The 23,472-nt window shown below is 35.7% G+C and carries 18 protein-coding genes and 2 pseudogenes; 6 read left to right on the top strand and 14 right to left on the bottom strand.

What is annotated here, in order from left to right; translation table 11 throughout:
- Positions 1–32: 32 nt before the first annotated feature.
- From LEP1GSC049_RS2000000229305 to LEP1GSC049_RS209940, 4 genes and pseudogenes are all read right to left on the bottom strand, one after another.
- Positions 33–828 (bottom strand): annotated as a pseudogene (locus LEP1GSC049_RS2000000229305) (IS5 family transposase).
- Positions 829–882: 54 nt separating this feature from the next.
- Positions 883–1,773: pseudogene (locus tag LEP1GSC049_RS209930) on the bottom strand (alcohol dehydrogenase catalytic domain-containing protein); the annotation flags it as partial.
- 1,436 nt (positions 1,774–3,209) lie between these two features.
- Positions 3,210–4,370, bottom strand: a complete 1,161-nt coding sequence (locus tag LEP1GSC049_RS209935; RefSeq protein ID WP_004751582.1) for an LptF/LptG family permease — start codon at positions 4,368–4,370, stop codon at positions 3,210–3,212.
- A gap of 16 nt (positions 4,371–4,386) precedes the next feature.
- On the bottom strand, positions 4,387–4,581 hold the full coding sequence (locus tag LEP1GSC049_RS209940) for a hypothetical protein (protein WP_016561011.1): 195 nt from the start codon (positions 4,579–4,581) through the stop codon (positions 4,387–4,389).
- A gap of 588 nt (positions 4,582–5,169) precedes the next feature.
- Here LEP1GSC049_RS209940 and LEP1GSC049_RS209945 point away from each other — a divergent pair.
- On the top strand, positions 5,170–5,643 hold the full coding sequence (locus LEP1GSC049_RS209945; protein ID WP_004751457.1) for a HEAT repeat domain-containing protein: 474 nt from the start codon (positions 5,170–5,172) through the stop codon (positions 5,641–5,643).
- Between the two features lie 539 nt (positions 5,644–6,182).
- Here LEP1GSC049_RS209945 and leuA2 read toward each other — a convergent pair.
- Complete coding sequence (gene leuA2 / locus LEP1GSC049_RS209950; protein WP_004757905.1) at positions 6,183–7,469, bottom strand: 2-isopropylmalate synthase LeuA2; 1,287 nt, start codon at positions 7,467–7,469, stop codon at positions 6,183–6,185.
- Positions 7,470–8,245: 776 nt separating this feature from the next.
- Here leuA2 and LEP1GSC049_RS209955 point away from each other — a divergent pair.
- Positions 8,246–9,100: a hypothetical protein gene (locus tag LEP1GSC049_RS209955; RefSeq protein ID WP_004751576.1), complete on the top strand. Its 855-nt coding sequence runs from the start codon at positions 8,246–8,248 to the stop codon at positions 9,098–9,100.
- 756 nt (positions 9,101–9,856) lie between these two features.
- Here LEP1GSC049_RS209955 and LEP1GSC049_RS209960 read toward each other — a convergent pair.
- From LEP1GSC049_RS209960 to ribH, 4 genes are read right to left on the bottom strand one after another with little or no spacing between them, the layout of a single operon-like run.
- The gene (locus LEP1GSC049_RS209960) at positions 9,857–11,173 is read right to left on the bottom strand and encodes a HEAT repeat domain-containing protein (RefSeq protein ID WP_004757890.1); all 1,317 of its coding nucleotides are present in this window, start codon (positions 11,171–11,173) and stop codon (positions 9,857–9,859) included.
- 20 nt (positions 11,174–11,193) lie between these two features.
- A complete protein-coding gene (locus LEP1GSC049_RS209965) occupies positions 11,194–13,260 on the bottom strand; it encodes a tetratricopeptide repeat protein (RefSeq protein WP_004751483.1) in 2,067 nt (688 codons plus the stop codon).
- Positions 13,253–13,669, bottom strand: a complete 417-nt coding sequence (gene nusB / locus LEP1GSC049_RS209970; protein ID WP_001276210.1) for a transcription antitermination factor NusB — start codon at positions 13,667–13,669, stop codon at positions 13,253–13,255. The genes LEP1GSC049_RS209965 and nusB overlap by 8 nt, the downstream gene beginning before the upstream one ends.
- Positions 13,670–14,125 carry a 6,7-dimethyl-8-ribityllumazine synthase gene (gene ribH, locus LEP1GSC049_RS209975; RefSeq protein WP_004751448.1) on the bottom strand — a complete coding sequence of 152 codons (456 nt, stop codon included), beginning with the start codon at positions 14,123–14,125 and terminating at the stop codon, positions 13,670–13,672.
- Positions 14,126–14,234: 109 nt separating this feature from the next.
- On the opposite strand from ribH, the gene LEP1GSC049_RS209980 reads away from it, so the two are divergent.
- A complete protein-coding gene (locus LEP1GSC049_RS209980; RefSeq protein ID WP_004751538.1) occupies positions 14,235–15,041 on the top strand; it encodes a tetratricopeptide repeat protein in 807 nt (268 codons plus the stop codon).
- A 479-nt stretch (positions 15,042–15,520) separates the two neighbouring features.
- On the opposite strand, the gene LEP1GSC049_RS2000000227620 is transcribed toward LEP1GSC049_RS209980, so the two are convergent.
- Entirely contained in the window at positions 15,521–15,682 is a 162-nt protein-coding gene (locus LEP1GSC049_RS2000000227620) for a hypothetical protein (protein WP_016561012.1), read from the bottom strand.
- Between the two features lie 110 nt (positions 15,683–15,792).
- Here LEP1GSC049_RS2000000227620 and LEP1GSC049_RS209990 point away from each other — a divergent pair, with 110 nt between their 5' ends.
- Positions 15,793–16,374, top strand: coding sequence for a hypothetical protein (locus tag LEP1GSC049_RS209990; protein WP_004757898.1), 582 nt, complete (start codon positions 15,793–15,795; stop codon positions 16,372–16,374).
- Complete coding sequence (locus tag LEP1GSC049_RS209995) at positions 16,371–17,702, top strand: peptidoglycan recognition protein family protein (protein ID WP_004777498.1); 1,332 nt, start codon at positions 16,371–16,373, stop codon at positions 17,700–17,702. Before LEP1GSC049_RS209990 ends, LEP1GSC049_RS209995 begins: the two co-directional genes overlap by 4 nt.
- Before the next feature lie 96 nt (positions 17,703–17,798).
- Here LEP1GSC049_RS209995 and LEP1GSC049_RS210000 read toward each other — a convergent pair whose 3' ends face one another.
- Together LEP1GSC049_RS210000 and LEP1GSC049_RS210005 are read right to left on the bottom strand one after the other, a co-directional pair.
- Positions 17,799–18,233, bottom strand: coding sequence for a hypothetical protein (locus LEP1GSC049_RS210000; RefSeq protein WP_016748393.1), 435 nt, complete (start codon positions 18,231–18,233; stop codon positions 17,799–17,801).
- Positions 18,234–18,339: 106 nt separating this feature from the next.
- Positions 18,340–19,521, bottom strand: coding sequence for an acetyl-CoA C-acetyltransferase (locus tag LEP1GSC049_RS210005; protein ID WP_004777504.1), 1,182 nt, complete (start codon positions 19,519–19,521; stop codon positions 18,340–18,342).
- A 933-nt stretch (positions 19,522–20,454) separates the two neighbouring features.
- On the opposite strand from LEP1GSC049_RS210005, the gene LEP1GSC049_RS210010 reads away from it, so the two are divergent.
- Complete coding sequence (locus tag LEP1GSC049_RS210010) at positions 20,455–21,066, top strand: TetR/AcrR family transcriptional regulator (protein ID WP_016748391.1); 612 nt, start codon at positions 20,455–20,457, stop codon at positions 21,064–21,066.
- A gap of 661 nt (positions 21,067–21,727) precedes the next feature.
- Here LEP1GSC049_RS210010 and LEP1GSC049_RS210015 read toward each other — a convergent pair.
- Together LEP1GSC049_RS210015 and LEP1GSC049_RS210020 are read right to left on the bottom strand one after the other, a co-directional pair.
- Positions 21,728–22,546 (bottom strand): metallophosphoesterase, encoded by an 819-nt coding sequence (locus LEP1GSC049_RS210015; RefSeq protein ID WP_004777514.1) that lies wholly within the window; start codon positions 22,544–22,546, stop codon positions 21,728–21,730.
- A 506-nt stretch (positions 22,547–23,052) separates the two neighbouring features.
- Complete coding sequence (locus LEP1GSC049_RS210020) at positions 23,053–23,388, bottom strand: rhodanese-like domain-containing protein (protein ID WP_004751555.1); 336 nt, start codon at positions 23,386–23,388, stop codon at positions 23,053–23,055.
- Between the last annotated feature and the right edge of the window lie 84 nt (positions 23,389–23,472).

The following is a 23,472-nucleotide window of genomic DNA, read 5'->3' as shown; positions in this document are numbered from 1 at the left end:
GAATTTTAAAAGACTAAGAGCCGGTCTCAAAACTACCTATCAAAAAAGTTAAAAGCAATGATAGAGCTTGCGAGATAAAGAGATGCAAGATAATTTTCAGATTTTCTTTCCCAACGAATTAGGATAGCCCTGAATCGATTGTGCCAACTGTTAGTCTTTCAACGACCCTATCGTCTAGGTTTCCTTTATATTTACCAATGAGAGGCTTCTCACCTTTTTTCCGAATATGAGATTGAATGTTTCTTCTTTTGATTAAAACTTCTATATCTTTGAAATCATATCCTTTATCTAAACAAAGATGTTTTGGTTTCTTTTTTCTTCTACCGGAAAAAATCAGGATTGAATTCAACGTATCTTTTACAGCGTGTTTATCATGAACATTGGCTCCACTCAATGTTATGGCCAAAGGAATTCCATTTCCATCTGTAAGAATATGCCGTTTAACCCCCAATTTGGCACGGTCTGTAGGGTTTTTCCCAGTTAAGCTCCCCCTTTGGGAGCTTTAACCATTGCCGAATCCATCGAAGCCCAGTCCCATGCTATCTGATTCTTTACATCATAATATTTTAAAATAGATTTATAAATCTTTTTGAATACTCCTGCTCGTTCCCATTCTTGAAATCTTCTGTGACAAGTTTGGCCAGATCCAAACTCATTCGGAATGGCACGCCACTGACAGCCTGTTTTCATTCGATAGATGATACCGGCCATTACTAATCGTGTTGGTACTCGATTGCGACCTCCTTTCGGATTTACCTTTTCTTTCGGGATCAATGGGGCTATTTGTTTCCAAAGTCCATCCGGTATCTCTGAATAATATTTGTCCATTTCACAAGTAAATAATTACGATTCAAAAGTACAACCAGTTTTGAGACCGGCTCTAAGTTCATCTACTACCAACTCAGTCAACTTTTTGATCCCGAAAACTTCTTGTCCGTTCGTAGTTTTCAGGTGTAATTCTCTATTTGCAAGTCGGATCGCACTTTCAAAGCCGCTTGTAGTTCCGGTTGTATCATAAACGATCGCATAACGTTCCTTAAGAGTTTCTATTTTTTCTTTTCTCAGATCAATTATTTGATCCGCTCCTAATTTGAGAGAAAGTTTTAAAAGATGCTCCTGCCTGGAAAGTGCCGAAATTTTAAATCGAATTCCTGAGGAATTTCGAAAAGCGTCTAACGCTGCTACTACGAGACTTCCTAATCTTCTCGGTCCTAAAACCGCAACCTCATCCCCGTTTTTAGGTGGAGAAGATAGCACCGCTTGTAAAGAAGCCGCAAATGGTTCTATTAGAACCGCAACTTTATCCGAAAGTGTGTTGTTATAAGAAATTACTGCATTTTGTGGTGCTAAAATATAAGGTCCAAATCCTCCTGGAAGTCTATCAATTCCTAGTACCTTTCTTGTCGGACTATGAGATGCGATTCCTTCCTCACAAAATTTGTCGAAGGGTTTTTCTCCTCTCGCTTCGAATGTATCATTAATCTCTACTACGTATTTCTGTTTAAATCCATGGATTGGCTCCATATCTTCTACGACAACTTCATGTCCGATCACTTGAGGAAGTGGAAAAGGAAGAAAACTTCTGGAAAGATCTGTGGAACAAACTCCGCAAAGTTTAGTTCTTAATAGTTTATATCCGGGACCGAGACGCAAATACTCTTTTCCGTTTCTATATATTTCCCAGCCTTTTTCCAGACTTCCCTTAAATAGATAATTTGCTTTTTCAAAAGTTTCATCCGAATGATAGTCCATCGCCGAAAATTCGATTTTCATTTTCTACTTCCTTTTTCTTTCATTCCAAATTTTCAAGGGATTCCAATCTTCACTCAGTTATTGAGAAAGTAGTAGTTCCTACATTTTCTGAATTTATCTGTAAAATCCAAATTAAGGTATTTCCTACATGCAATTTTTTACGGAACAACTAGTTTTTTATAAAATCCAAAGATAACGATTTTAAAATTAAATATCTGCATAAAATTATCATTCTATGAACATCAAATTAAAATTTCATTTTGAGTCTGTTCCAAAAACCGTCCCATGTGGGAACTCATACAATTTAAAACGACAGTAAAACCGTTATAAAAAATATAATCTTTTAATAGGCTTAATCTGTGGGAACTGCCGCAAATCTTGAGATTTTACGATAAAATTTTTATTACTCATCTCTATAAAATTAAGCCCTAAATAACGCAAGTTCGGCGTAAAAGATTCGTTTTATAAAAACCTAGTATTCCATAAAAAATAAATGTGGAACCCTTCGACTCGAATCACAAAAAATGAAAGTTTAAAAATTTGTAATGTGACTTAATCTGTGGGAACTCTCACAAATTTATATTTTAACGTGAATTCGGTCATGGTTCACCTTTCTGAAAAAAATTAAAATCTGAACTTTACAGAGCAATTCCTAAATGTGGGAACTCATACTTTTAGAAAATTCTTTCTCATTTTTTTTACGCCCTACTCACGTTAAATAGAGTTATTGAAAAATCTATACCTACGATTAACAAAACTGTTTTTATCGACTGTTTCCATGAAACAGATGGAGAATTCATTTTTCAACAATTCTAATTTTATCACAAAGTGTCGTTTCAGATAAGTTCGATAGAATCCAACGTGAAATCGTCTCACTTCTCGACAAATCGCGTTTGAAACTAAAGCGTCTCCACTTCTATATTGTAACTAAAGACGAAATATTGCATTACGTTTCCTTCATGCAATTTATTGAATGGGGCTGAAAGCGCGGTCCCGCTTGTTATCATAACCAACCCCACAAGTATTTGGATCTCAATATTAAATCTGTGGGAATTACGACAAATCCTCTGTAAAACTGAGTTCCCACCCACAACGCGATCCGTAGAGAGCGTTGTGTTGAGTTTCCAACGCGATCCGTTTTGCTTTAGTTCAATTTTGATTCTAAAATCCTATTCAATTTGTGGGGTTGGTTATGGCTTGTTATGGAAAGCCGGATTCGCTCCGGTTTTCTTATGCTGAATTCATATAATTGAAATATAAACTATTGGATTGGGTATTTTATTATGTAGCTCTGAGTAATTTCTATATAACTGATTATTGTAAATTTTTATTATAAAATCATATTTGAGTGCAAAATATTAAGATCTTATTTCATAGAAACTACAAAAAGAATCTTAAGATAAGATATAAATATTTTCAATAATTTGAATATTTTATTTATCTTATGAATCAAAATTTTATAAATTCATCCGGCGAAACATCCAAAAACACAAACCTAAAAATAAACTCGGAGTGATCCAAACTCCTACAAAAGGAGGAATTACTCCGTTTTCGCCTAGGGATTTTCCCGCAGAGTTAAATATATAATAGATGAGCACAACTCCGATGGTTATACCTAAAGAGGCAACCCCCGCAGTTTTTTTTGTAAAATATCCTGCAATTGTTCCGATCAAAGTAACTATGATCGTCATCATAGGTAAAGCAAAAACGGAATGTTTTTCTGTAAGAACGTCTCCGTAAGCAAGACCTTTTTGAATTCTTCTTTTTTCTTCTTCTTTTAACTGAAATAGATTCATCTCTTCCACGGAACCTGCAGGAACCTTAAAGTAGGAGGGCTCTTCGGGAAGTTCATATTCTTTTTCTTCGTAAGTTTGCTGAGAACTGAGTTTTAAATCGTTGTCGAAATGCCACTCTTCTATTTTTTTCATCTTCCAGAGTTTGGTTTCGTAATTATATTTTGCTTTTAAGGAAGAGATTACCGTTTCCGGAGATCCATCCGGTCTGAGTCTTATATAATTGAATCCACCATTGATTTCGTCCTTATCCGGATCATAAAAATATAAATAATAAAACCCTTCTTTACCTTTTACGTGAAATTGATACACACTATTCGCAAGAGTTCCCATACCCTCCGTAAGTATGTCGTGTTCTATTTTTGCTAATTTGTTGACCGGCCTTACGATGAGTTCCGTCACGAACAACATTATAATCCACATTAAAATTCCGAATAGGATAAGAGGAGTTACAATTCTAAAAAAAGATACTCCTGCGGCCATCATAGAAACGAGTTCTTTATTTACTGAAAACTGCCCGACCGTAAAACAAATCGAAAACATTAAAGACATGGAAACTACAGTTGTAGATATGATCTTCGGAATACTATAAACTAAAAAAAGAGCCACGTGGTATCTAGGCGCCTTTGTTGTGGTAAAATTTCTTAGGTTATCATTTACAAGGGAGAGTAGCATAATCCCTGTTAGTAGAATCACAGTTCCGATAAAGATCTTAAAAAATTCTCCAAATAAATACTTATCTAAAATTCTTAATGGAAAAAATTCTTTCTTCCATTTTTGAAAAAAGGATTTGAGTGAATGAAATTGAAAAGGACTTGCCGACATAAAGTTCGTTAGAAATTTAAAGTTTGTTCCAAAATTTGCCAGACCCTTTTTTTAGAATGTGTATTCCGGAAGTCAAAACTGAATACCATTCTACAAGTGCTGTAAAATAATACAACACCTTACCGATCACCAAAATTCTTCCCAAACGTTTGCAAAAGACCACTTCTGGAATCTTTAAAGATAGCAATTTCTTTTTACAGTGATTTGACATTTGATTACTACTGATCTCTATAAAATTAAGTACCATAAATTTTCATCACAACACTCTGCTTGGTTGAACTTAGAATTTTACTGATTCTTATAAAATTGAAAGTGAATTCAGCGTTTGAAAATTCGGGCGAATCCGGCGTCGCCGGACCGCGCTTTCAGCTCCGATCAACAAATTGAGAGTTCTCTTGAAAACAAAAACTTTTCATAAATTCAATTTGTTGATCACGCCTCAATCGCTTTCGCATTGAATTATACCAAAGTTTACTTTCAATTCAGAGACATGTTTTTGAAAGTTTATCTTTCTCTTCTAAAAATTGAAGATAAAACTATAATAAACCCGAGTTTTCTTATTAGAATTGTGGAAAAATGAATTCTCCATCTGTTTCTATTTTTGAAAATTGAGAAACTATCACAACACTTACAAATTACAATTTTTGTGAGCCCTATTCTAAATATTCAAAGCCATTACTTTATCGCTGAAATCCAACTTATACGCGTACTAAATTGTAAGAACTCTTACAGTTCTTCCGAATTTTAGATTGACTCTCTCGTTTCTTTACACGATTCTTCCGAAGGAAAGGAGTCTCTCATGAAATTTCGTTCTATTCTCATTCTTGCGTTCGCCGTTTCTTTTACATCCGGCGCGCTACTCGCAGAAAAATCTACTGAGGAACATATTAAATCGCTTTCTTCCGGTTCCGATTCCGAAAAATACGAATCTGCAGTTGCTCTTGGAAAGAACAAAGAAAAATCCGCAATTCCGGAACTGATCCAACTTCTAAATCGCAACAACGAACCTAAAATCGCAACGGCCGCAGCGATCTCTTTGGGAAAAATAGCAGAACCGGGCGACTCTACAATCGCTTTGAAAAACAAAATTATTTCCTCCGAAAACGGAGACATAGTTTATGCTTCTTTGGCTTCTCTTTTAAACATCACCACAAAAAATGAAAAGTTAGAAGATTCTACAAAAGAAGCCTTTGAATACGCAGATAAAAATCGTAGAAGTGATGAATTTGTAGCCGATCTTTTAGATCTCATCAAAAAGAAACTCAAACTCTGACTTTTTACTCATTCCGTTCAGAAAATTGAAAACGGAAATTCTTAAACAAATCTTATAAAGAAAACTTTTAAAGACGTTATGCTTTCCTTTTGGAAAGCATAGTCCTATTTAATCAAATTTACAGTTTATCCTCTAATTACCGTTAAACGTGATTCGTTTTTTATCATCCACATAAGAAACCGCTCTGAATCGATTCCTATAAGAATAGGTACCATAATTAAATAAACTCTGATTCCAATGCGAAAGGGATCGATGAATGAACTAAAGCACAACGCTCTCTATGAATCGCGTTGGAAACTCAACACAACGCTTTCCTCAAACTCAATGCATCGCTCCCTAAGGGTCGCTCTGCAGGGTCGCGTTGTGGAGTCAAGTTATTGGAATTAAAGAAATTGAATATACCACTGTAGCACACAATAACTTGACTGGAGCGAAGAGCCCGGTCCGGCTGCACTGCAGCCGAATTCGTCCAAATTTTCTTACGTTGAACATAGATTTCATTACAAAATCCCATTTAAATAAAAAACATTAAGCATCCTTTATATAGCTCTGAACAAACGATTCCATTCGATCCGAATTTCCTCCAAAGTAAGTTCCCTTCCACCTAAATCTTCAGAGATCTTTTTTAAAATCGGCTGCAGCCTACCTGCTTCTTCTAAAGTGATATTTTCTCCCACATCTTTTAAAATGCAATAGATCGCACTTTTACCGGATTGATTTGTAAATTCGATCCTATCTCCTTCCGGCCTTCCGATCAATGCGGCGTCAAACGCACGATAGGCGCCTTTTTTCAAATGACGCGTTTTTGCTACTCCATCCTGATGAATTCCAGATCGATGAGAAATTACGTCTTCTCCGATCAAAGGGGCTTTTTCGTAAATCGGAATCTCCGACAGATAAGAAACCAAACGAGATGTTTCATAGATCGCCGAAAAATTTAAAGGAACTTCTACTCCGCAATTATGAAGTGCAATGGCTACTTCATATGTGTTTGTATTTCCCGCCCTTTCTCCAAGTCCGTTTAACGCCGTCTCCAGTTGAACAGCTCCTGCAAAGTAAGATTCTACCGTTGTCGCCGTCGCCATTCCAAGATCATTATGAGTATGAATCGAAATTCTTATATCCTCTGGTAATAGATTGGCAACCGCCTTTACCATAGAAACAAAAAGCCAAGGACGATAACGTTCTACCGTGTTCGGAAGATTTATCACATCGGCTCCGTAATTCAATGCGGTTTGAAACGCTTTTGCTGCAAAATCTAAGTTTTCTAAAGAATCTCCGAAATGTTCTCCCGAAAATTGAACTTCTCCTTTGGATCCTACAAGACTTTTTGCGTAAGCCACTGACTGGGAAATTTTATCTAAAACTTTTTCAGGACTTGTCTTCAATACGTTTTGAATCGTAAAAGCAGATACAGGATATACAATATGAATCCTTGGTTTTGGAGCGAACCGTATTGCCTTCCAAGAAACTTCGATTTCTTTTTCCACAGCCCTAGATAAAGAAGATATGACTACGTTATCTGGCGCAATCGAAGAAAGATGTTTACACGCTTCAAATTCTTGTTCGTTAGAAGATGCAAATCCTACTTCGATTCCTTGTACTCCTAACTTTAGAAGTTGTTTAAAGATCGTTTCCTTTTGTTCCAAATTCCAAGGTCTACGAAGTGCTTGGTTTCCGTCTCTTAAAGTCACGTCCATAAAAAAAGGAGGATGTTTGGGAATTGGAGTTTGAAGATCCGAAAATAACTTTACATTTCTTTGATCTTCGGAAATGGAAAGGTCACGCACTATAGGTTCATTTTCCGATTGCGAATCTTGTTTCATTGTTTTCTCCTTTTTCCGATCGATCCAGGAGAGAGATTTTCCGAACAGAGATGAACTCTGAAATAAAAAAGCCCACTCCAGGAGGAGCAGGCTCGTGTATTTTTTTACAACTCTACCGGCTCCCCCTAACTAAGGAGGAGTAAAAGCTCAATAGTAAGCGTTAGTAGAGTTACGTTGCGAAACATATAATATCAGATTCGATCGGATTCTTTAAAATACAAGTATTTTTTAGAATCAAATCAAAGCTTATGGATTCACTTACAGCACGTCCCAAATCCTGCGGAACGACTCAATAGGGAGTGAGATGTTGAGTTTTTTTGGGACAGGTTTTTATGACTTCAATTTTTTGTAGGTGAAGTTTTCGAAAATGTGGGAACTACCACAGATCAAGATATTACGAACAAGTTCTAAAAGTAAGAGTCCACACATTTTACGGACAAATCTAAGTTTTGTAATAGTTCCCACACTTGAATACGACAGGTTCAATTGTTATAAACTTCTATTTTTTAAATTGTAATAGTTCCCACACATTTAAGGAACCTATCTATAAAGTTCAAATTCCAGCTTTTTTCAGAATTATGGGTTCCTTACGTTAAACTCACATTATCCTCAAAGTAAAAATGATTACAAAACGAGACAATTTGTGGGAACTACCACTAAAGCCAAATTTTTCTAAAAATTGAATCTTCAGTTTACCGAACGGTTTTTGATTAATTTCGTTTTTATCTTTTCAAACGGTTTAAAAAATGTGTAAATTCCATCATAAAGAGATTTGAATGTACCTTTATACCTTTCCAGTTATAGTAACTGTTTTCTTTTTTGTTTCTAGTTCTTTGTTTGGTCAAAATTGGAAGTTAGATTTAGAACAAACAAACGAAATTCTAAAACATATTCAAAAAGATCATAGAGTTCATTGGAAAAACCTAGAAACTCAAACTGATTTCAATCTTCTCAGAAACAAGATCAATAAAGGATCTAAATCCGAAGTCTTAAAAAGATTCAACGAAATCGAACAGACAAATGGTCTCAAAAACTTTCATCAAGTCGATTTTAATCAAGACGGTAAATTGGATTTAATTTATGATCCTGAATATCCTACTCAGGATTTTGTATTAATTTACTTAAACACTTCTAAGGGTTACAAATTGCTCTACGATCGAGGTGGAATGCTCGTGGATTTTAAACCTTCTCAAAAATTTGTAACGTTTTTTATAAAAACTCCTTCTTGTTGTTGTCTTCAATATGGTTCTTTAGAAATTCTTAATTTTGATTTCAACTCCAATCAACTTAAAAGTCAAATATCCATTTCTTATTCTGGAGCATTACATTGGCCTACACAACTCGAATATTTCAAACGTTTTAAAGTTTCTAAAAACTCTGCAAAACTAAGAACGGCTTTGGTGATCGACGACAAAGAAATTCCGGACCCTTGTTCGGATCAAAAAATTCAGGGAAATATTATCGATTCATACAATACAAATTTTGAAGGTTTTGCACTTTCAAACGGATTGAATGAAAAACAAATGTCCGATTGGTATTTCGTTCTAATTCCTTCCCCTTACATAAAAGATAAAGTCTATAACTTAGGTTGGTTTCAGAAACAGGATCTAAAATTTACAGACGTAAAATAAATTGGTTCAAACTATAAATTTTATATTAAGATAAATTCGACAGTTGAAAATTTGGGCGAATCCCGCCAATGGTTTGTAAAAGAAAAATTAAACGGAACAGGCGGGACCGGGCTCTTTAGCTCTGGTCAATAAATTGCATACAGGAAACATAATACAACAATCGTCTTTAGATTCAATTTATTGACCCTAAAACGCTTTAATAAAAAGCGTTTTGCTGAGTTCAAACGCGACCCTGCAGAGCGACCCAGAAAACTCAGCGAATGCCTCTCTAAGGATCGGCATTCAGGGAGTGATGCATTGAGTTTCAGGAGAGCGTTTTACTTTAGTTCATTCATCGATCCCTTTCGCGTTTAAAGAACAGATAAATTTCATTTAGCTCGTTTTAGACAAAAAGCTGAAACGAACAAAGCGCCCTAGGTCGTTTATAATTTTTTTCGAAAAACGACACAAATTAGTATTTTATAGAAACATAATACAATTAAATAGAGTTGTTGAAAAATGAATCCTCCATCTGTTTTCTATTTTATGAAAACGATCAATTGAAGCAGTTTTGTTAATTGAACTATGGAATTTCTCAAAAACTTTAATGATATTCCAGGAAACGTCGATCCGTAATTTGTACTTTTTCAGAAGACAAAAAAAGTAATCAATAAAAGCCATATTAGAAAAATAATATAAAGCAGAAATAAAGAAATAAGTTATTGTCTTCTATTCCGTTCTTAGAAGAGCTCGACCGGCTTTTGGATCGAACCGGATTTAAGGAATTTTAGGCGGGAATTTCAGGTTTAAAATTTCGCGTAATGTATTTTCTAATTCGGTGCGAAGAGCTTGTTCGTTTTCGGATACATACGCTTCAAAAATAGAAGGCAGACTATCCGGATCATTAATCATTCGAATCGTGTTAACCGCTTCGATTCTTAGATTCAGTTTTTCTCTCGGATTTCTAGCAAGAACGAGTAACGCAGGAACCGCATTTTTATCTTTAAGCTCTCCTAAAGAATGAATGAGTTGCCACTTGACCGCATTCTCTTTTTCTTCCGATAAAATTTTCGTAAGTTCAATCGCGCTTGTATTCGTTCCTAACTTTCCCAACGCGTAAGCCGCTTTTGTTCTCAGTTCCGTTTCTTCAGCGTTAGTCAACACAAAAAGAATTCCTTGCCCTCCCCCGTTGTTTCCAAGATCCAACAATAGATCGATCATTCTCGCCTTTAGAAACGAATTCTCTTCTTTGGTCAATTGATCGGATACCACCTTGGCTCCTTGTTTATCTTGGTAGAGCAACAAAGCTTCTAAAGAAATTCTTCGTATATCCGAATTAGGATCATTAAGTCCTTTGTAAAACAAAGATAAAAATTGACGGCTTTTTTTATTTTTAAGAATTTCTAATGCGACCATCCTTACGTCGTCGTCAGGATCATTAGTGGCAGATTTTTGAAACTGCGAAAATTTATCAGTCATCCCGAGTCGATTGATCGTTATGAGATATTTTTTTCTCACTCCCGAACTTTCATCATTTGCCAATTTATGAATCTGATTTTGAATCCTTTCGTCTTTAATGATCAAAGACGATTCTAAAAAATACATTCTATGCACCGGATCTTTAGACAAAGACATATCCAGTAAAATTGGTAAGGCCCTATCGTCCCTCAATAAATTCATCAGTCGATAACTTAAAGTTCTTACTTGTGTTTCAGGATCACTAAACGCTACAATCACCGAATAAATCAGCCGTTTCTCTTTTTTCTTTTCAGCTAATAGTAGAATTTCTTTTTTCAAATTTACGTTAGTTGTCTTTTGAAAGACCGAATCCAAAGCCCCCACCCAACTCGGTGCGAGACCGTCCAAATCCTCTAATTCAGAAAATAGCTTTAAAATCGCGATCTGAGTCTTTTCTTCAATGGATTCGTTTTGAAAGATAGTAGGTAATTCTTTTACGAGATCCAATCTGTTTTTGGTTCGTATCTCTGCAATCGCCGTAGCTTGTAATTTAGAAAAATTGAATACTTTTTCTTTAAACTCGTCTTTAGGTGTTTCCGCTGCTTGAATCGAAGTAATAAAAAGGAATAAAATCAAAAACGTTAAGAAGTAATTTTTCAGAAATATCCCTCCCTGCGAGTGTTTTCTTCTAACGCTGCAGACGCTGCCCGCTTATTCTCATAGGCTTCGGACAAAGACGGATCTAAATCGATCGAACTCTGAAACGCTCGAACCGCCCTTTTAAATTCCCCATTTTTATAATAACAAATTCCTAAATAATTATAGGCGGTCGCCGCCGTTTTAGGTCTTACGTCGGATCTCACAATTGCGGTCAGTTCGTCGATAGCCTTTTCACGATCCAAAATTGAATTAGAATCTATTAGAATTTTTGCAAGTACTAATCTACCTTCCATATCATTTGGATCCATGTGAGCGGATCGAAAGGCCTCATCTTTGGCTCTGTTTTTTAAATCTGGGTCCTTGGATTTATTGTACAACAGCGCTAATTTTTTATGTGCGTTCTTCAGATCTGCGCCGTCTCTCGAAGAGTTCAATACTTTCAACAGGATTTTTTCGGCGTTGGAATCATCCTGCATACCCATATAGGCTTCCGCCATTTTGAGATATACTTTGTAAGCGTCGTCTTTATGTTTTACTAATCCTGTATATTCTTCTATAGCTTCCCGAAAAAATTTATTTTCCAGTAGATAATCTCCTAGGGCTTCGCGGCTTTGTATGTTTTCCGGTTCTATAGCCGTGGACTTTCTCCAATTTTCGATGGCGAGTGTCCCATTTCCAGAATGTTTATAAACAATTCCTAATGTATGATACGCCTTCGCGTTTTTAGGATTAAGTTCTATCACCCGATTTAAAGTAGCGACCGCTTCTCCATAACGTTCCATCTGATCCAAAACAACTCCCAAATTGATCAGAGCGGTTTCAGTAAAACTATCTCCAGGTGTGGAAGACACAATCCTACGATAAGTTTCTTCCGCAGAAAGTAGATCTCCTTTGTTATAGTATGCTTCGGCAAGTTGAAATAGAGAATCCAAATCGGTAGGATTGTATTTTAAACTTTTCTGAAGTGCCGAAATGGACATTTCTCCCTGATTCAGATTAGAAAATCCTTCCGCGATCAATCTATAAATTTCGGGATCATTCGCGCCTGCGTCTCTCGCAAGTTCCAAATATTTGAGAGCCTCTTCCTTATTTCCATTTTTTTGTAAAACTATCGCGAGATTATAAAGATACTTTGCTTCGTTAGGTGAAAGGTTGCTCGCTTGTCGGAAATGATACTCCGCATTTTTATAATCCTGTTTGTTATAAGCAATATTTCCCAAATAAGAATGAGATAACGCGGCTAATCTTCCAGATGGGGTCTTTATTACAACTTTCTTAAATTCTTCTTCCGCTTGCGGAATTTCGCCCTTTTTAAAGTAACTGACTCCTAAATTGTAAGTAAGATACATGTCGTCCGGAGAAACGGACAATCCTTCCTTATAAGCGTCGATTGCAGAGTCCGGATCGTTCAGTTCATTAAATAAATTTCCAGCAAGTAACGAAACCCTAGGATCGTTAGGCGCAATTTCTTTCGCTTTCAGAGCGGCCATTCGAGCGTCTGCAAATCTTCCAGCGTGTTTATAAGATAGAGTGAGATTGTAATATGCGTAAAAATTTTTAGGATCGTATTGAATTGCTTTTTGAAGTCTTTCAATCGCTTGCGGATAACGTCCGCTCTCGTCGTGGATAACACCTAATACAGTCAATGCGATCGACTTCTCTTCCTGGGTTCCTGTAGAGTTTAAAAACTCATTACAAGTATCAAATGCCTGTCTGGTAAATCTTTCTTTGTAAAGATTAATACATTTTGTAAGCGCCGGGTTTGCGTTCCCGTCCGGTATATAAGGTCTTTCTAATAAACGATTGATGTCCGACTTATTTTGGATCAGATCTTTATTGAAGGCTCCGGCAAACTCGGAACCGGCGGAGGAAGTACGAAAAAATTGATGGTAAACCGCAAAACCGATTCCCCCCAATACAAAAAGACCCATCAAAATCCAGAATATTATAAGTTTATTATATGATCTGCGGACCCGAACCGGTTCTTTGTCTTCCGGGAAATAAAATTCTTCTTCCTCGATTCCCTCTAAAAACAACCTGTTTTTTCGGATTTCTTTATCCATCGGATTTGATTTCGTTTTTGAGAATTGCGTCCAAAACTCCGTTTACAAACCGAGCAGATTCTTCGCTTTCAAATTCTTTTGTAAGTTCTACCGCTTCGTCGATCGTAACGTTTTTTGGAACTTCCCAAGTATATAACAACGCGTATATAGACAAACGTAGAATCGCTTTGTTTACGATGCTGATTCTTGAAAAGTCCCAATTTTTGGAGTATTTCTTGATTAGAGTATCGATCTGTTCCTGGTTTTTCACAACTCCATTTACGATGGAAACTGCAAAATCTCTTTCTTCTGGTTCCGTTTTTTTATCGTACCATTTGAACTTAAGAACCTCTTTTAAAGGAGGTTGAGTAAGCTCCAATTGGTAAAGTGCCATTACGGCGATTTCTCTGGAAGTACGCCTGGCTGACATTCAAAGAAGGGAAAGTAGGTTTACCATTTCCACGGCGGTGGCTGCGGCTTCCGCACCCTTATTTCCCGCCTTGGTTCCCGCTCTTTCAATCGCTTGTTCGATCGTATCTGTGGTCAGGACTCCAAAAATGACAGGGATGGAATATTGAACTCCGATTGATCCGATCTTTGCAGATTCTCCCGCTACTAAATCAAAATGAGCAGTCGCACCTCGGATCACCGCCCCCAAACAAACGATGGAATCGTATTTTTTAGAAGCGGCCGCCTTAGAAACCACCACCGGCATTTCGTAAGCACCAGGAACCCGAACCACGGTCACGTCTTCAACTCCGTGCATCCGAAACGACTCAAGTGCTCCTTTCAGTAGACTTTCCGTGATAAATTCATTGAAACGAGAGACGATCACACAGTGTTTTTGTCCCTTTCCGTTTAGATCTGCTTTGAGTTCTTGGATCATAGATTCCTGATTGATTCTATTGTTGAGAAATCACATCTTACCATTGTGGTAAATTAAAATATCTATATTAGAACATTTTGTCCTAATATTATAGTCAAGGATAAATCTCTTGTTATCGATGATTCGAAAAATTCTCTCCGGCTTTTATTTCACCTATTGTATTCGATTGTCTTTTTTATTTTTCGTTTTTCTTTTTCTTTCGGAATGTTCCGTCTATCGGAGAATTTTTCCAAAAGAAGACGAATTTTTAAAGTCTCTCAATTTGCCAGAGTGGGTGTTAGAATCTAACATCAAGTTGAGAGTTTTATCCGGCTTACAAGATCTTCCAAATCCTGAAGATTCACTTCCGGAAGACGAGATCGCAAGTTTTGAAAACAAAACCAGAAGAATCTTGGCTACTTCTCCGCAAGCGATGAAGGATCTTTTTGAAGCCACAGGTTGTATAGACGGTTCCAGACTTGCAGGAATTAGAGCCAACCGAATCACCGAAAAAGAAGAAGACGTTTGGTACGGAATTTGTCGTAACGGAAAAGAAGACGCAATCATCTTTCGTTTGTTTCAAATGGGAAACACCGATCTCTATAGAAAGTACGAAAAGGAAACACTTCCGGCCTGGGAAGAAGCGAGAAAACTTGCAGCAAATAATCCGGATAAGGCGGTTCGACTTGCCAATCAAGTCATCGAATTGGAACCGGCACATCCCGCAGCTAGAAAACTACTCGGACAATTATATCTAAAAGGAGGTTATTGTAGAGGCTCGATCAGAAACTATAGACTTTATCTCAGAGTTATGCCTCTCGCCGGCGACAAGTGGAAAATACACGACCAACTTAAAGAGAAATGTGGAGAATTTTTAAAAGCAGAACCTTCAAAAGAAGAAGTAGAACTTCCAGATGCGGACCCAGACGCGATGTAAAAGAAATTATAAAATAAAAATATTCTAAAATTCTAAAAATAAAAAAGAAATTTTAAAACGATATTAAAATCGGAACTTCGACATAGCAGAAAAATTTTGAATGATTTAATGTAGAACTTGTTTAGGAGTTCTCAGAATTTTAGGAAATTGGAATATTTAATATATCAAACTACGGCAGGTTTTGTATTTTTTAAATATATAAACTATTACTGGCTTCCATTTAACGTGAATTTGAGGCAAAAGGAATTAGGAGACATTTTTTTAAAAGTAGTTTTTACAATCTTAGAATTTACTCGTAAAATTGTGATTTGTGGTAGTTCCTACATTTAAAGAATCGATCTGTAAAGTTCAGATTCCAACTTTTTTCAGAATCATGAGTTCCTTACACTAACTCAGGTTAAATACGAATTTAAAAGAATCTATACAAGTTTAGAAAATTGTTTTATTCTTCTGAGACCTGAAAGATAGGAACGTTCCTTTTATTTGTCCCTTTCTTTCCCAACTCGAATTACTAAAACGATTTTCCCATTCGGTTTTTCCACGACTTCAAATCCTTCTTCCTTAAGAGCTTTTTTGATTTTATAAAGACCAAAATTCACTACCTTAGATTGAAAATTCGGTTTTGGAGTAGGTTCTTGCATCTCTTTGAATATCGGAAAAACAGGAGGAGAATCTTAAACTAATATAAGAGTTTTACTAAGACAAGAAGGTTCCTTGACAAGTAGGACCTAAAGATGTGTTATGAAACGGAATGGGGATCCGTATTTTTTATTACTTTTCCACAGGAATGATTTTAGTCGGCTTAGCTTTAGCAGCCTATTTTCCCGATTTATTCCAATGGGAAACCTTAGAATGGGTCTACCAAAAAAGAACCTTTTTTCTATTCTCTTTGATTTTTATCACATCCGTAATTCTAATTTATCTGATCTACTGGAAGGCAAAAAAAGGAATTCTTCATTCCAAAAGTAAAACTGAAATCCATCTTCAAGAATCTCTGAACGAACTAGTTCAAGACAACCAGTCTCTATTTTCTTTTTTAAAAGGGGCAACGGAATCTCTCGGAAAACAGATAGAAACTTCTAAACAAAACCTTTCTCCCGAATTTTTTTCCGCGTGTTCGACGGAATATCTAAAACTAACCCGGGAATTCAAAACATTTTCTGAAATTTTTAAATCCATACCCATCGCTCCGGAAGAAGACGCCAAAAAAGACGGAATGAAATTTAAAATTTATGAATATTCAGAAATACTTAATCGCCATAGAAAAGTTTCTAAAACCCTCGAAAAACTAAGAGAAGATTTAACTCGTCTTAGAAATAAGGTATCGGGATGAAAAACAATTTCTTTTTTAAATTAGCGGTATTCACACTTATATTAAATTGCTCCTTTCCAACCAAAGAATCCGAAGTGCTAAGTTCCAATCAGATACTTCCTTTTTTAACTTTAGGAATTGGCAAAGATTCCCTCAAATCGATCGGTAAAAAACGTTGGTTCTTTGGAGTCAAATCGATTCTTTTGCATCATACTTACGGTTTAAAAGCGGGGGAATATTTAGACAAAAGTAAATCCTCAGGATGGATGGTGCATTTTATCGTTCTTGAAAATGGAAGTATATACGGAGTAGAAGAACCCTCTAAAATACTTTACAAAGCCGCGCCCGGAATGGACGAAACTACAATCCACGTTTCTTGGGAAGGGAACAACGATTCCATTTTAAAAAACGAGGTTCAGTTAAAATCTCTTGTCAATCTGGTTGAAACTCTTTCAAAAGAACATTCAATTCCTCTAAATAACTACGACATTACTTCAAAAAAGGGAATTTTTACACATACCCAAAGCAAGAAAAAATTCGGCCGTTTTTTAGATACCGGAGAGTGTGGAAGTGAAAAAGTTTTATCTTCCGTTCTTTTAAAACTCCAAGGAAAATTTTTTCCGGAAACGGAATGGAAAAATCGGTTTGCCTCTGGCTGGGTAATTCGTAAGGAAAAATTTACAGATTTATCCGGTAAAAAAATTGTTCAAACATACAACCGAGGTAGAGGCACCACTTCCGCTCCAATCATAGAATTGAATTCAATCGAAAAAATGTCCGATGGAAAAGCTCCCGAAGAAAGAAGGTTACGATACAATCATCGTGGATCGATCTCTCCTGATTGTATCGTATTACACTTTACCGCAATTCCTGATTATCAAAAAACTTTAGAAGTATTAGAAAAACGGAATTTATCTGCTACATTTCTTGCAGATCAAGATGGAAAAGTCTATCAACTTTTGGATTCCATCTTGGACGTGGCTGCGGCTGCGGCTGGAACAAACTCGAACTGTTTTCAAGTGGAAATCGTAGGAAAAGATACGGAAATGCTTTTAGCCAATAAGGAACAGACCAAAGCGGTTGTTCGTCTCGTAAAAGAACTTTCCGAAAAGTATAAGATTCCTCTTAACAATGAACGTATAGAATCTTTACGAGGTGTATATTCTCATACACAAGCCAAAAAAAAATGGGGAAGTTCCATCTATCTTGACGGAAAGGATTTTGATCCGGGCGAACCTTATATGAAAGAAGTTTTAGATCAAGCGGGTGGAACTTATTATCCGGAAGAAAATTGGTTCGATAGACAGAGCGAAGATTGGATTCTTTTATTTACCGATTTTCAACCCTGACAGATCGATAATATTTAATTAGAATCATCACTACAAATCGAAAACTATGTAGTTCAAGTTTTGGTTTGTTATTTCAACAAAAACTTATTAATAGAACTATTTACTTTTACAGAAAGTAATAGGAGAATATACGTTTTGAATGTACCGAATGATCGTTATTTTACTAATGGAAAAAGCCTTTCTAATAACAGGTTTTTGTAAACTACAATAGGCATTGTCCCCATTCTCATCCACTGACTTTTGAATCTTTTTATAAAAAGTAAGAAAACCTGTTTTCTTCCACTTCTGCTCAATTCCAATCTGGTCTAAATGGATCTGGTCCAAACGAATCGGAGGTTTGTTTCCATTTGTATCATCTATTTCCGGAGGTACTGCAAAGAAAAAGTTTTTCTTTTTTCCTGATTTTTCCTTCAATTCTACATAAACGATTGTATAACACACTGCACATTCAGAATACATTTCCTGATTGAAAGTTAAAAAAACAAATATCATAAGTAGAAACCATTTCAAAAACTTTCTACTCAATTTCATAAGATAAAAATAATATTCTTCCGATAACTTTCAAGTCACACCCATTCCTATCTTTTACATACAAGGCTCTTCCGAGCCTTGTAATAACGTTAGACGAAATTTCTAATTACACTTCTGGATTTTCCAGAACGAGCGCAATTCCCTGACCTCCCCCAATACAAAGGGAAGCTACTCCGTATTTCGCCTTTCTTCTTTTAAGTTCGTATGCAAGTGTAATCGTAACTCTGGCTCCGGAAGCTCCCAGAGGATGTCCGATCGCTACCGCACCACCATTTACATTGGTAATTTCCGGATTGAGCCCTAGTTCTTTTTGAACCGCAAGATATTGAGCCGCAAAAGCTTCGTTTACTTCTACTAAACTCATATCTGAAAGTTTAAGACCCGCTTTTTTCAAAGCAGCTGGAATCGCAAGCGCCGGACCAATTCCCATTTTAGCAGGATCACAACCGGCGTGACCATAACCTCGGATAATCGCCAAAGGTTTTTTACCTAACTTCTTAGCATAAGAAGAAGAAGTTACGATCGTAGCCGCCGCTCCGTCGTTTAAACCGGAAGCGTTTCCAGCAGTCACGGTTCCACCTTCTCTAAAGACCGCCTTTAAACTTCCCAGTTTATCAACGCCAGCGGCACCCTTAATAAATTCATCTTTTTCTAATATAACCGGTTTTTTGCCTGGAATTGTAACGGTAAAAATTTCTTCTTTAAGACGTCCTTCCAAAGTGGCTTTTTCGGCACGAGTTTGAGAAACCGCCGCCCATTCATCCTGTTCTTGTCTGGAAATTTTATACTGATCGGCAAGATTTTCAGCTGTCTGACCCATGATCAAACCTACGTATTGATCGGTGAGACCTTGTTCTAAAGTATCTTCAAATTCTGCGGAACCGTAACGAACTCCCCAACGCGCGTTACGCACAACATAAGGAGCATTGCTCATCGATTCCACTCCACCCGCAAGAACTGCGTCCGCATCCCCTAGATAAATCTTTTTTGCAGCTTGGATGATCGCTTCCATACCAGAACCACAAAGACGATTGAGAGTCAAAGCAGGAACTCCCAAAGGAAGACCCGTTTTCAGACCAATATGACGTGCAAGATAAATCGCCTCTTTTCCTGTAGGAATCACGTTTCCAAAAATCGATTCTCCAATTACGTCCGGAGAAACTCCCGTTTTTTCCAAGATCGCCTTGGAAATCAAAACTCCTAGATCGACCGTGCTTAGATCTTTTAAAGTTCCTCCGAAATTTCCGAACGGAGTCCTAATCCCGTCCAGTATAACCGCCTCTTCCATAATTACTCCTAATAATTATAATATTCTAATATTAAAATTCCACAAAAAATCAGATCATCATCAAAATTATATACATAAAAACATAATACTTTTATAAAATACCCACGTATAGAATCCATTTTATTTGGAATAAAAAAACAAGGGTTCGTATAAATTCCACTTTTAAAATTCATACTACTCATAACTATAATAAAGTACCTAATATTTTGCATGGAATCAGTGTTTTGTGATAAAATTAACGGTACTCAATTTTATAAAGATCAGTAATTCACCGAGATGACAATTTTATCCTCCAGATTTCAGTCCATTACTGATTCATCACATTTTTAAATATCCATTCTGAGATTTTTCAAAATAAAAAAATTTTTGTCTTAACAAACATTGGTCAAAATCATTACCACTACAAAAAACGCAGTTATTGTCCCACTTTTTTTCATTGTTCGTATCAAAATTGACGAATGTCAAAAAATATCAAAACAACCTTCCTACAGATTTTTTAGAAACAGTCTTGCAAGAAGATTGAAAAGAAGTAGTTCCTACAAATTTCATTTTTACAGAAATATCTCTACCTACAAACGATAAAAAAAACTACTTATCAAATTCTCAAAAAAAGTTTATTTCGAAAAGTAGGAATATTCTTTCAAAATTCCTTTAAACATCCAAGAAGAGAAAATGATCTTTGCGTTCAGACCACAAGAAGTAAAATAAAATTGAGACCGCTTATTTTTTCATCCCGAAAAAATGAAACGAAATTTATAAGTATAATTTTCAGAGAACCTCAATTACAAATTGAAATTTACGGAAACAAAACGTAATAGCGGGCCTATTGTTATTCGTTTGATTTTTTTGATAAAGTAGAATTGAATTAAAAAAAGACTACAAATATAAAAGAGAGATTTAGCGATTCATAACTTGATAGAGTGAACCTAAAAAATGACCGTGGCGCGACACAAGAGAAGATCTAGAAATAGTTTAAATAGAGGAAATATCGTACAAGTTGCGATGGAAATCCTTCAAGAAAAAGGAATCGACGGACTTTCCATGAGAAAGATCGCCGAAAAATTGGACTGCAGCGTGGCAAGTCCGTATTCTCATTTCAAAAGTCAGGAAGAAATTATACAAGTACTGATCGCTAAAGGAGAAACCGAACTGACTCAACTTTTACGGAACGCACAGAAAAACGGAAAAAACGCATTTGAACAGTTGGCGGGAATCGCACGGGCTTATTGGGATTTTTCCTTAAATAATAAAGAACTACATAAAGTAATGTTTAACACGGTTCATGGACACATGCACAGAAAGGCGTTCCCGAGTTTACCTACCAGTTATAGAGTATTTTTAGAAACCATACGGAACGGTTGTGCCAACCAAGAATTCAAATTACCTAAATCAGAATATCCAGCAATTGCAAGAATGATGTGGGCTTGGATGTATGGACTGATGGTATTAGATCTTACGAATATGCTCAAACGTCGCCGTGGAGGAAAAGACGATCCGTTAGCAGAAGGTTTTTTATATTTTCGAAAAATTCTTTTAGGAGAATGAATTTTCAGATAACTCTAAAACTATAAAAGGATTTCTAGATTTTCAAATACAATTCCGAGAAGTTTTATCCGAATAACAGCAATGTGTATTTAAAAATGTTTTACTCATCGTTATAGTCTCATCCACAAATAAAAATCTGTTCCTATTCAAGTACTGATTTAACGTGAAGTTTGATGTAAAAAAATTAGGACAAATAAAAAACTCAAGTGCAATACTCTCTACGATCGTCGTCGCAGCTTGCAAATTTCATAATTAAAATGGCTCTCGACCTAAAACGCGATCCATAGAGAGCGTTTTGCTGAGTTACTTCGAGCGACCGTAGAAGCGAGACGCTGAGTTAACGCTTTCTTAAAAAGCGTTTTACTGAGTTCTTTTCGCTCCAATTCCTTCGGAATTTTTAAAACTCAATGCTGCTCTCTACGGATCGCGTTTGAAACTCAATAAAACGACACTTTATGATAGAAATTTAGGTAACTCAATTTGATAAAGATCAGTAAAAAGAAAATTAAGGTCAAAGTTTTAATAGACCATCCCAAAAATATCTTAGAATAACCATCTTCATTTTAAACAAATATAAATTATTTTGAAATGGTTTTTAATAGTTATATGATTTTTTGAATATTCAAAATTCGGAAATTAACTATGAATTAAAATCAAATTCCTACGGAGAACGCAATACGATCAAAGGAATTTCGGAAGGGCAAAAAAATCGAATCGGTAAAATTGACCAACCAATACCAGCGGAAATAAATATGTTTTCACCAAACTTATTTTTTTTAAAACCAATATCAAAGTTAGAATCATTTACAGGTAAGATAGGTGAAAAATTAAAAAACGGAATTCTTACTTGTCCGCCATGAGTATGTCCAGTCAGAAACAAATCCACTTTTTCTTTATGTTTTGTATTGGATGAATCAGGATTGTGGGACAATACAATTCTTAAATCTTCGGAAAAAGTACCGGACAAAACTTTATCGATGTCAGTTCTATCTTCCCAAAAATCTCCAATTCCCACCAGGATAAACTTTGATACGTTTCGTCGTATCACGACGTTTTTATTTCTAATAGATCGGCCGCTTTTTTCTAAAAGTTCAAGTGATAGTTTATCGTTGGCCCAATGATCATGATTGCCATTAACGAAATAAACACCATCTTTTGCTTTTAGTTCTTTTAAAATAGGCCAAACTTTTAATAATTCTACATCCGTATTTCTTTTTTTAACATAATCTCCCAAACCGACAACTAGATCAGCATTTTGAGAATTTACTCTTTTAATAACCCAACGAATCCAAAGTTCCGGATTTAAAAAACCGTAGTGAAGATCCGAAACGACCGCAATTCTATAACCGTCAAAATCTTTCGTAATTTTCTCAGATTTAAACTCGTATTCTTGAAATCGAACCCAATATCTTTCAACAATAAGACAATTTACTCCAATTAAAAATAGAATTAATATAACATAAAGTTTTAATTTTCTCATATATTTCTCAAGAACCATATAACAAAATATTCAAAAGTCAATCCTTAGAAATAGACTAAATATTATCTAATTATAATATTTATTTTAGATCGAATTCTAATTTTTATCATAACACTTAAACTGTATGAGTTCCCACAAAAACCGTTTCATTGACGATAATCGAACAAGCTTCTAAAAGTTGAGTCTAAAAAATTTATAAATTCCTTAAAACAACATAATCTTTGTAAACTATTATCTGACTTTTTTAAAATTCTGAAATGAACTTTTGCTGGGAACATATAACAGAGTTGTTGAAAAGTGAACTCTCCACCTGTTTCTGTTTCAGAAAAACGGCCAATTAAAGCAATTTTGTCAATCTGAGCTATAAAATTTTTTAAAAACTAACAAAGTAAGCTCAATCTAAGAAGTCTGCCTTATAAACTTTTTTCCGTAAAAAATTAGATGTAGGAACTATTACAATTTTAGAATTACGTCGTCCCTACAATCGAAATTTTAATATAAATATATTAGTATTTAATAATAGAAGAATCTACTTCATCCGAATAAAGTAAAATTCCACCTTCCACATTATGCACTTTTGAAAAGCCGGACTGTTTTAACATTCCGCAGGCCATCGCGGAACGCCCACCGGAACGACAATATACGATCACATCCTCACCCGATTGTTTCCAAGAATCGATTTCAGAAAGTCTATTGGAAAGTTCTCCGACCGGAATCAAAAGATCGGTTCCTTCAATCGTACAAATATCCACTTCGTTAGGATTTCTTACGTCTAAAAGATAAAACGAATCTTTTGCCGTTTTTCTAAGATCCAATCGAGACTTAAGCTCTTTTGGTGTCATATACAATTTTCCTCATTATAAAAATAGAATATAAAACTAAATAAATTCATTTTTCTTTTTGGTCAAACAAACTTAAAAAAATAA

The organism is Leptospira kirschneri serovar Cynopteri str. 3522 CT, from assembly GCF_000243695.2.
Taxonomy (GTDB): domain Bacteria; phylum Spirochaetota; class Leptospiria; order Leptospirales; family Leptospiraceae; genus Leptospira; species Leptospira kirschneri.
The sequence above is the reverse complement of the archived record's forward strand: the minus strand, read 5'-3'. Positions and strand labels throughout refer to the sequence as shown.

Excerpts from the sequence above, each read along its gene's own strand:
- LEP1GSC049_RS209935 (WP_004751582.1), bottom strand. The coding sequence starts at position 4,370 with ATGTCGGCAAGTCCTTTTCAATTTCATTCACTCAAATCCTTTTTTCAA.
- LEP1GSC049_RS209940 (WP_016561011.1), bottom strand. The coding sequence starts at position 4,581 with ATGTCAAATCACTGTAAAAAGAAATTGCTATCTTTAAAGATTCCAGAA.
- LEP1GSC049_RS209945 (WP_004751457.1), top strand. The coding sequence starts at position 5,170 with ATGAAATTTCGTTCTATTCTCATTCTTGCGTTCGCCGTTTCTTTTACA.
- leuA2 (WP_004757905.1), bottom strand. The coding sequence starts at position 7,469 with ATGAAACAAGATTCGCAATCGGAAAATGAACCTATAGTGCGTGACCTT.
- LEP1GSC049_RS209955 (WP_004751576.1), top strand. The coding sequence starts at position 8,246 with ATGTACCTTTATACCTTTCCAGTTATAGTAACTGTTTTCTTTTTTGTT.
- LEP1GSC049_RS209965 (WP_004751483.1), bottom strand. The coding sequence starts at position 13,260 with ATGGATAAAGAAATCCGAAAAAACAGGTTGTTTTTAGAGGGAATCGAG.
- nusB (WP_001276210.1), bottom strand. The coding sequence starts at position 13,669 with ATGTCAGCCAGGCGTACTTCCAGAGAAATCGCCGTAATGGCACTTTAC.
- ribH (WP_004751448.1), bottom strand. The coding sequence starts at position 14,125 with ATGATCCAAGAACTCAAAGCAGATCTAAACGGAAAGGGACAAAAACAC.
- LEP1GSC049_RS2000000227620 (WP_016561012.1), bottom strand. The coding sequence starts at position 15,682 with ATGCAAGAACCTACTCCAAAACCGAATTTTCAATCTAAGGTAGTGAAT.
- LEP1GSC049_RS209990 (WP_004757898.1), top strand. The coding sequence starts at position 15,793 with ATGGGGATCCGTATTTTTTATTACTTTTCCACAGGAATGATTTTAGTC.
- LEP1GSC049_RS209995 (WP_004777498.1), top strand. The coding sequence starts at position 16,371 with ATGAAAAACAATTTCTTTTTTAAATTAGCGGTATTCACACTTATATTA.
- LEP1GSC049_RS210000 (WP_016748393.1), bottom strand. The coding sequence starts at position 18,233 with ATGAAATTGAGTAGAAAGTTTTTGAAATGGTTTCTACTTATGATATTT.
- LEP1GSC049_RS210005 (WP_004777504.1), bottom strand. The coding sequence starts at position 19,521 with ATGGAAGAGGCGGTTATACTGGACGGGATTAGGACTCCGTTCGGAAAT.
- LEP1GSC049_RS210010 (WP_016748391.1), top strand. The coding sequence starts at position 20,455 with ATGACCGTGGCGCGACACAAGAGAAGATCTAGAAATAGTTTAAATAGA.
- LEP1GSC049_RS210015 (WP_004777514.1), bottom strand. The coding sequence starts at position 22,546 with ATGAGAAAATTAAAACTTTATGTTATATTAATTCTATTTTTAATTGGA.
- LEP1GSC049_RS210020 (WP_004751555.1), bottom strand. The coding sequence starts at position 23,388 with ATGACACCAAAAGAGCTTAAGTCTCGATTGGATCTTAGAAAAACGGCA.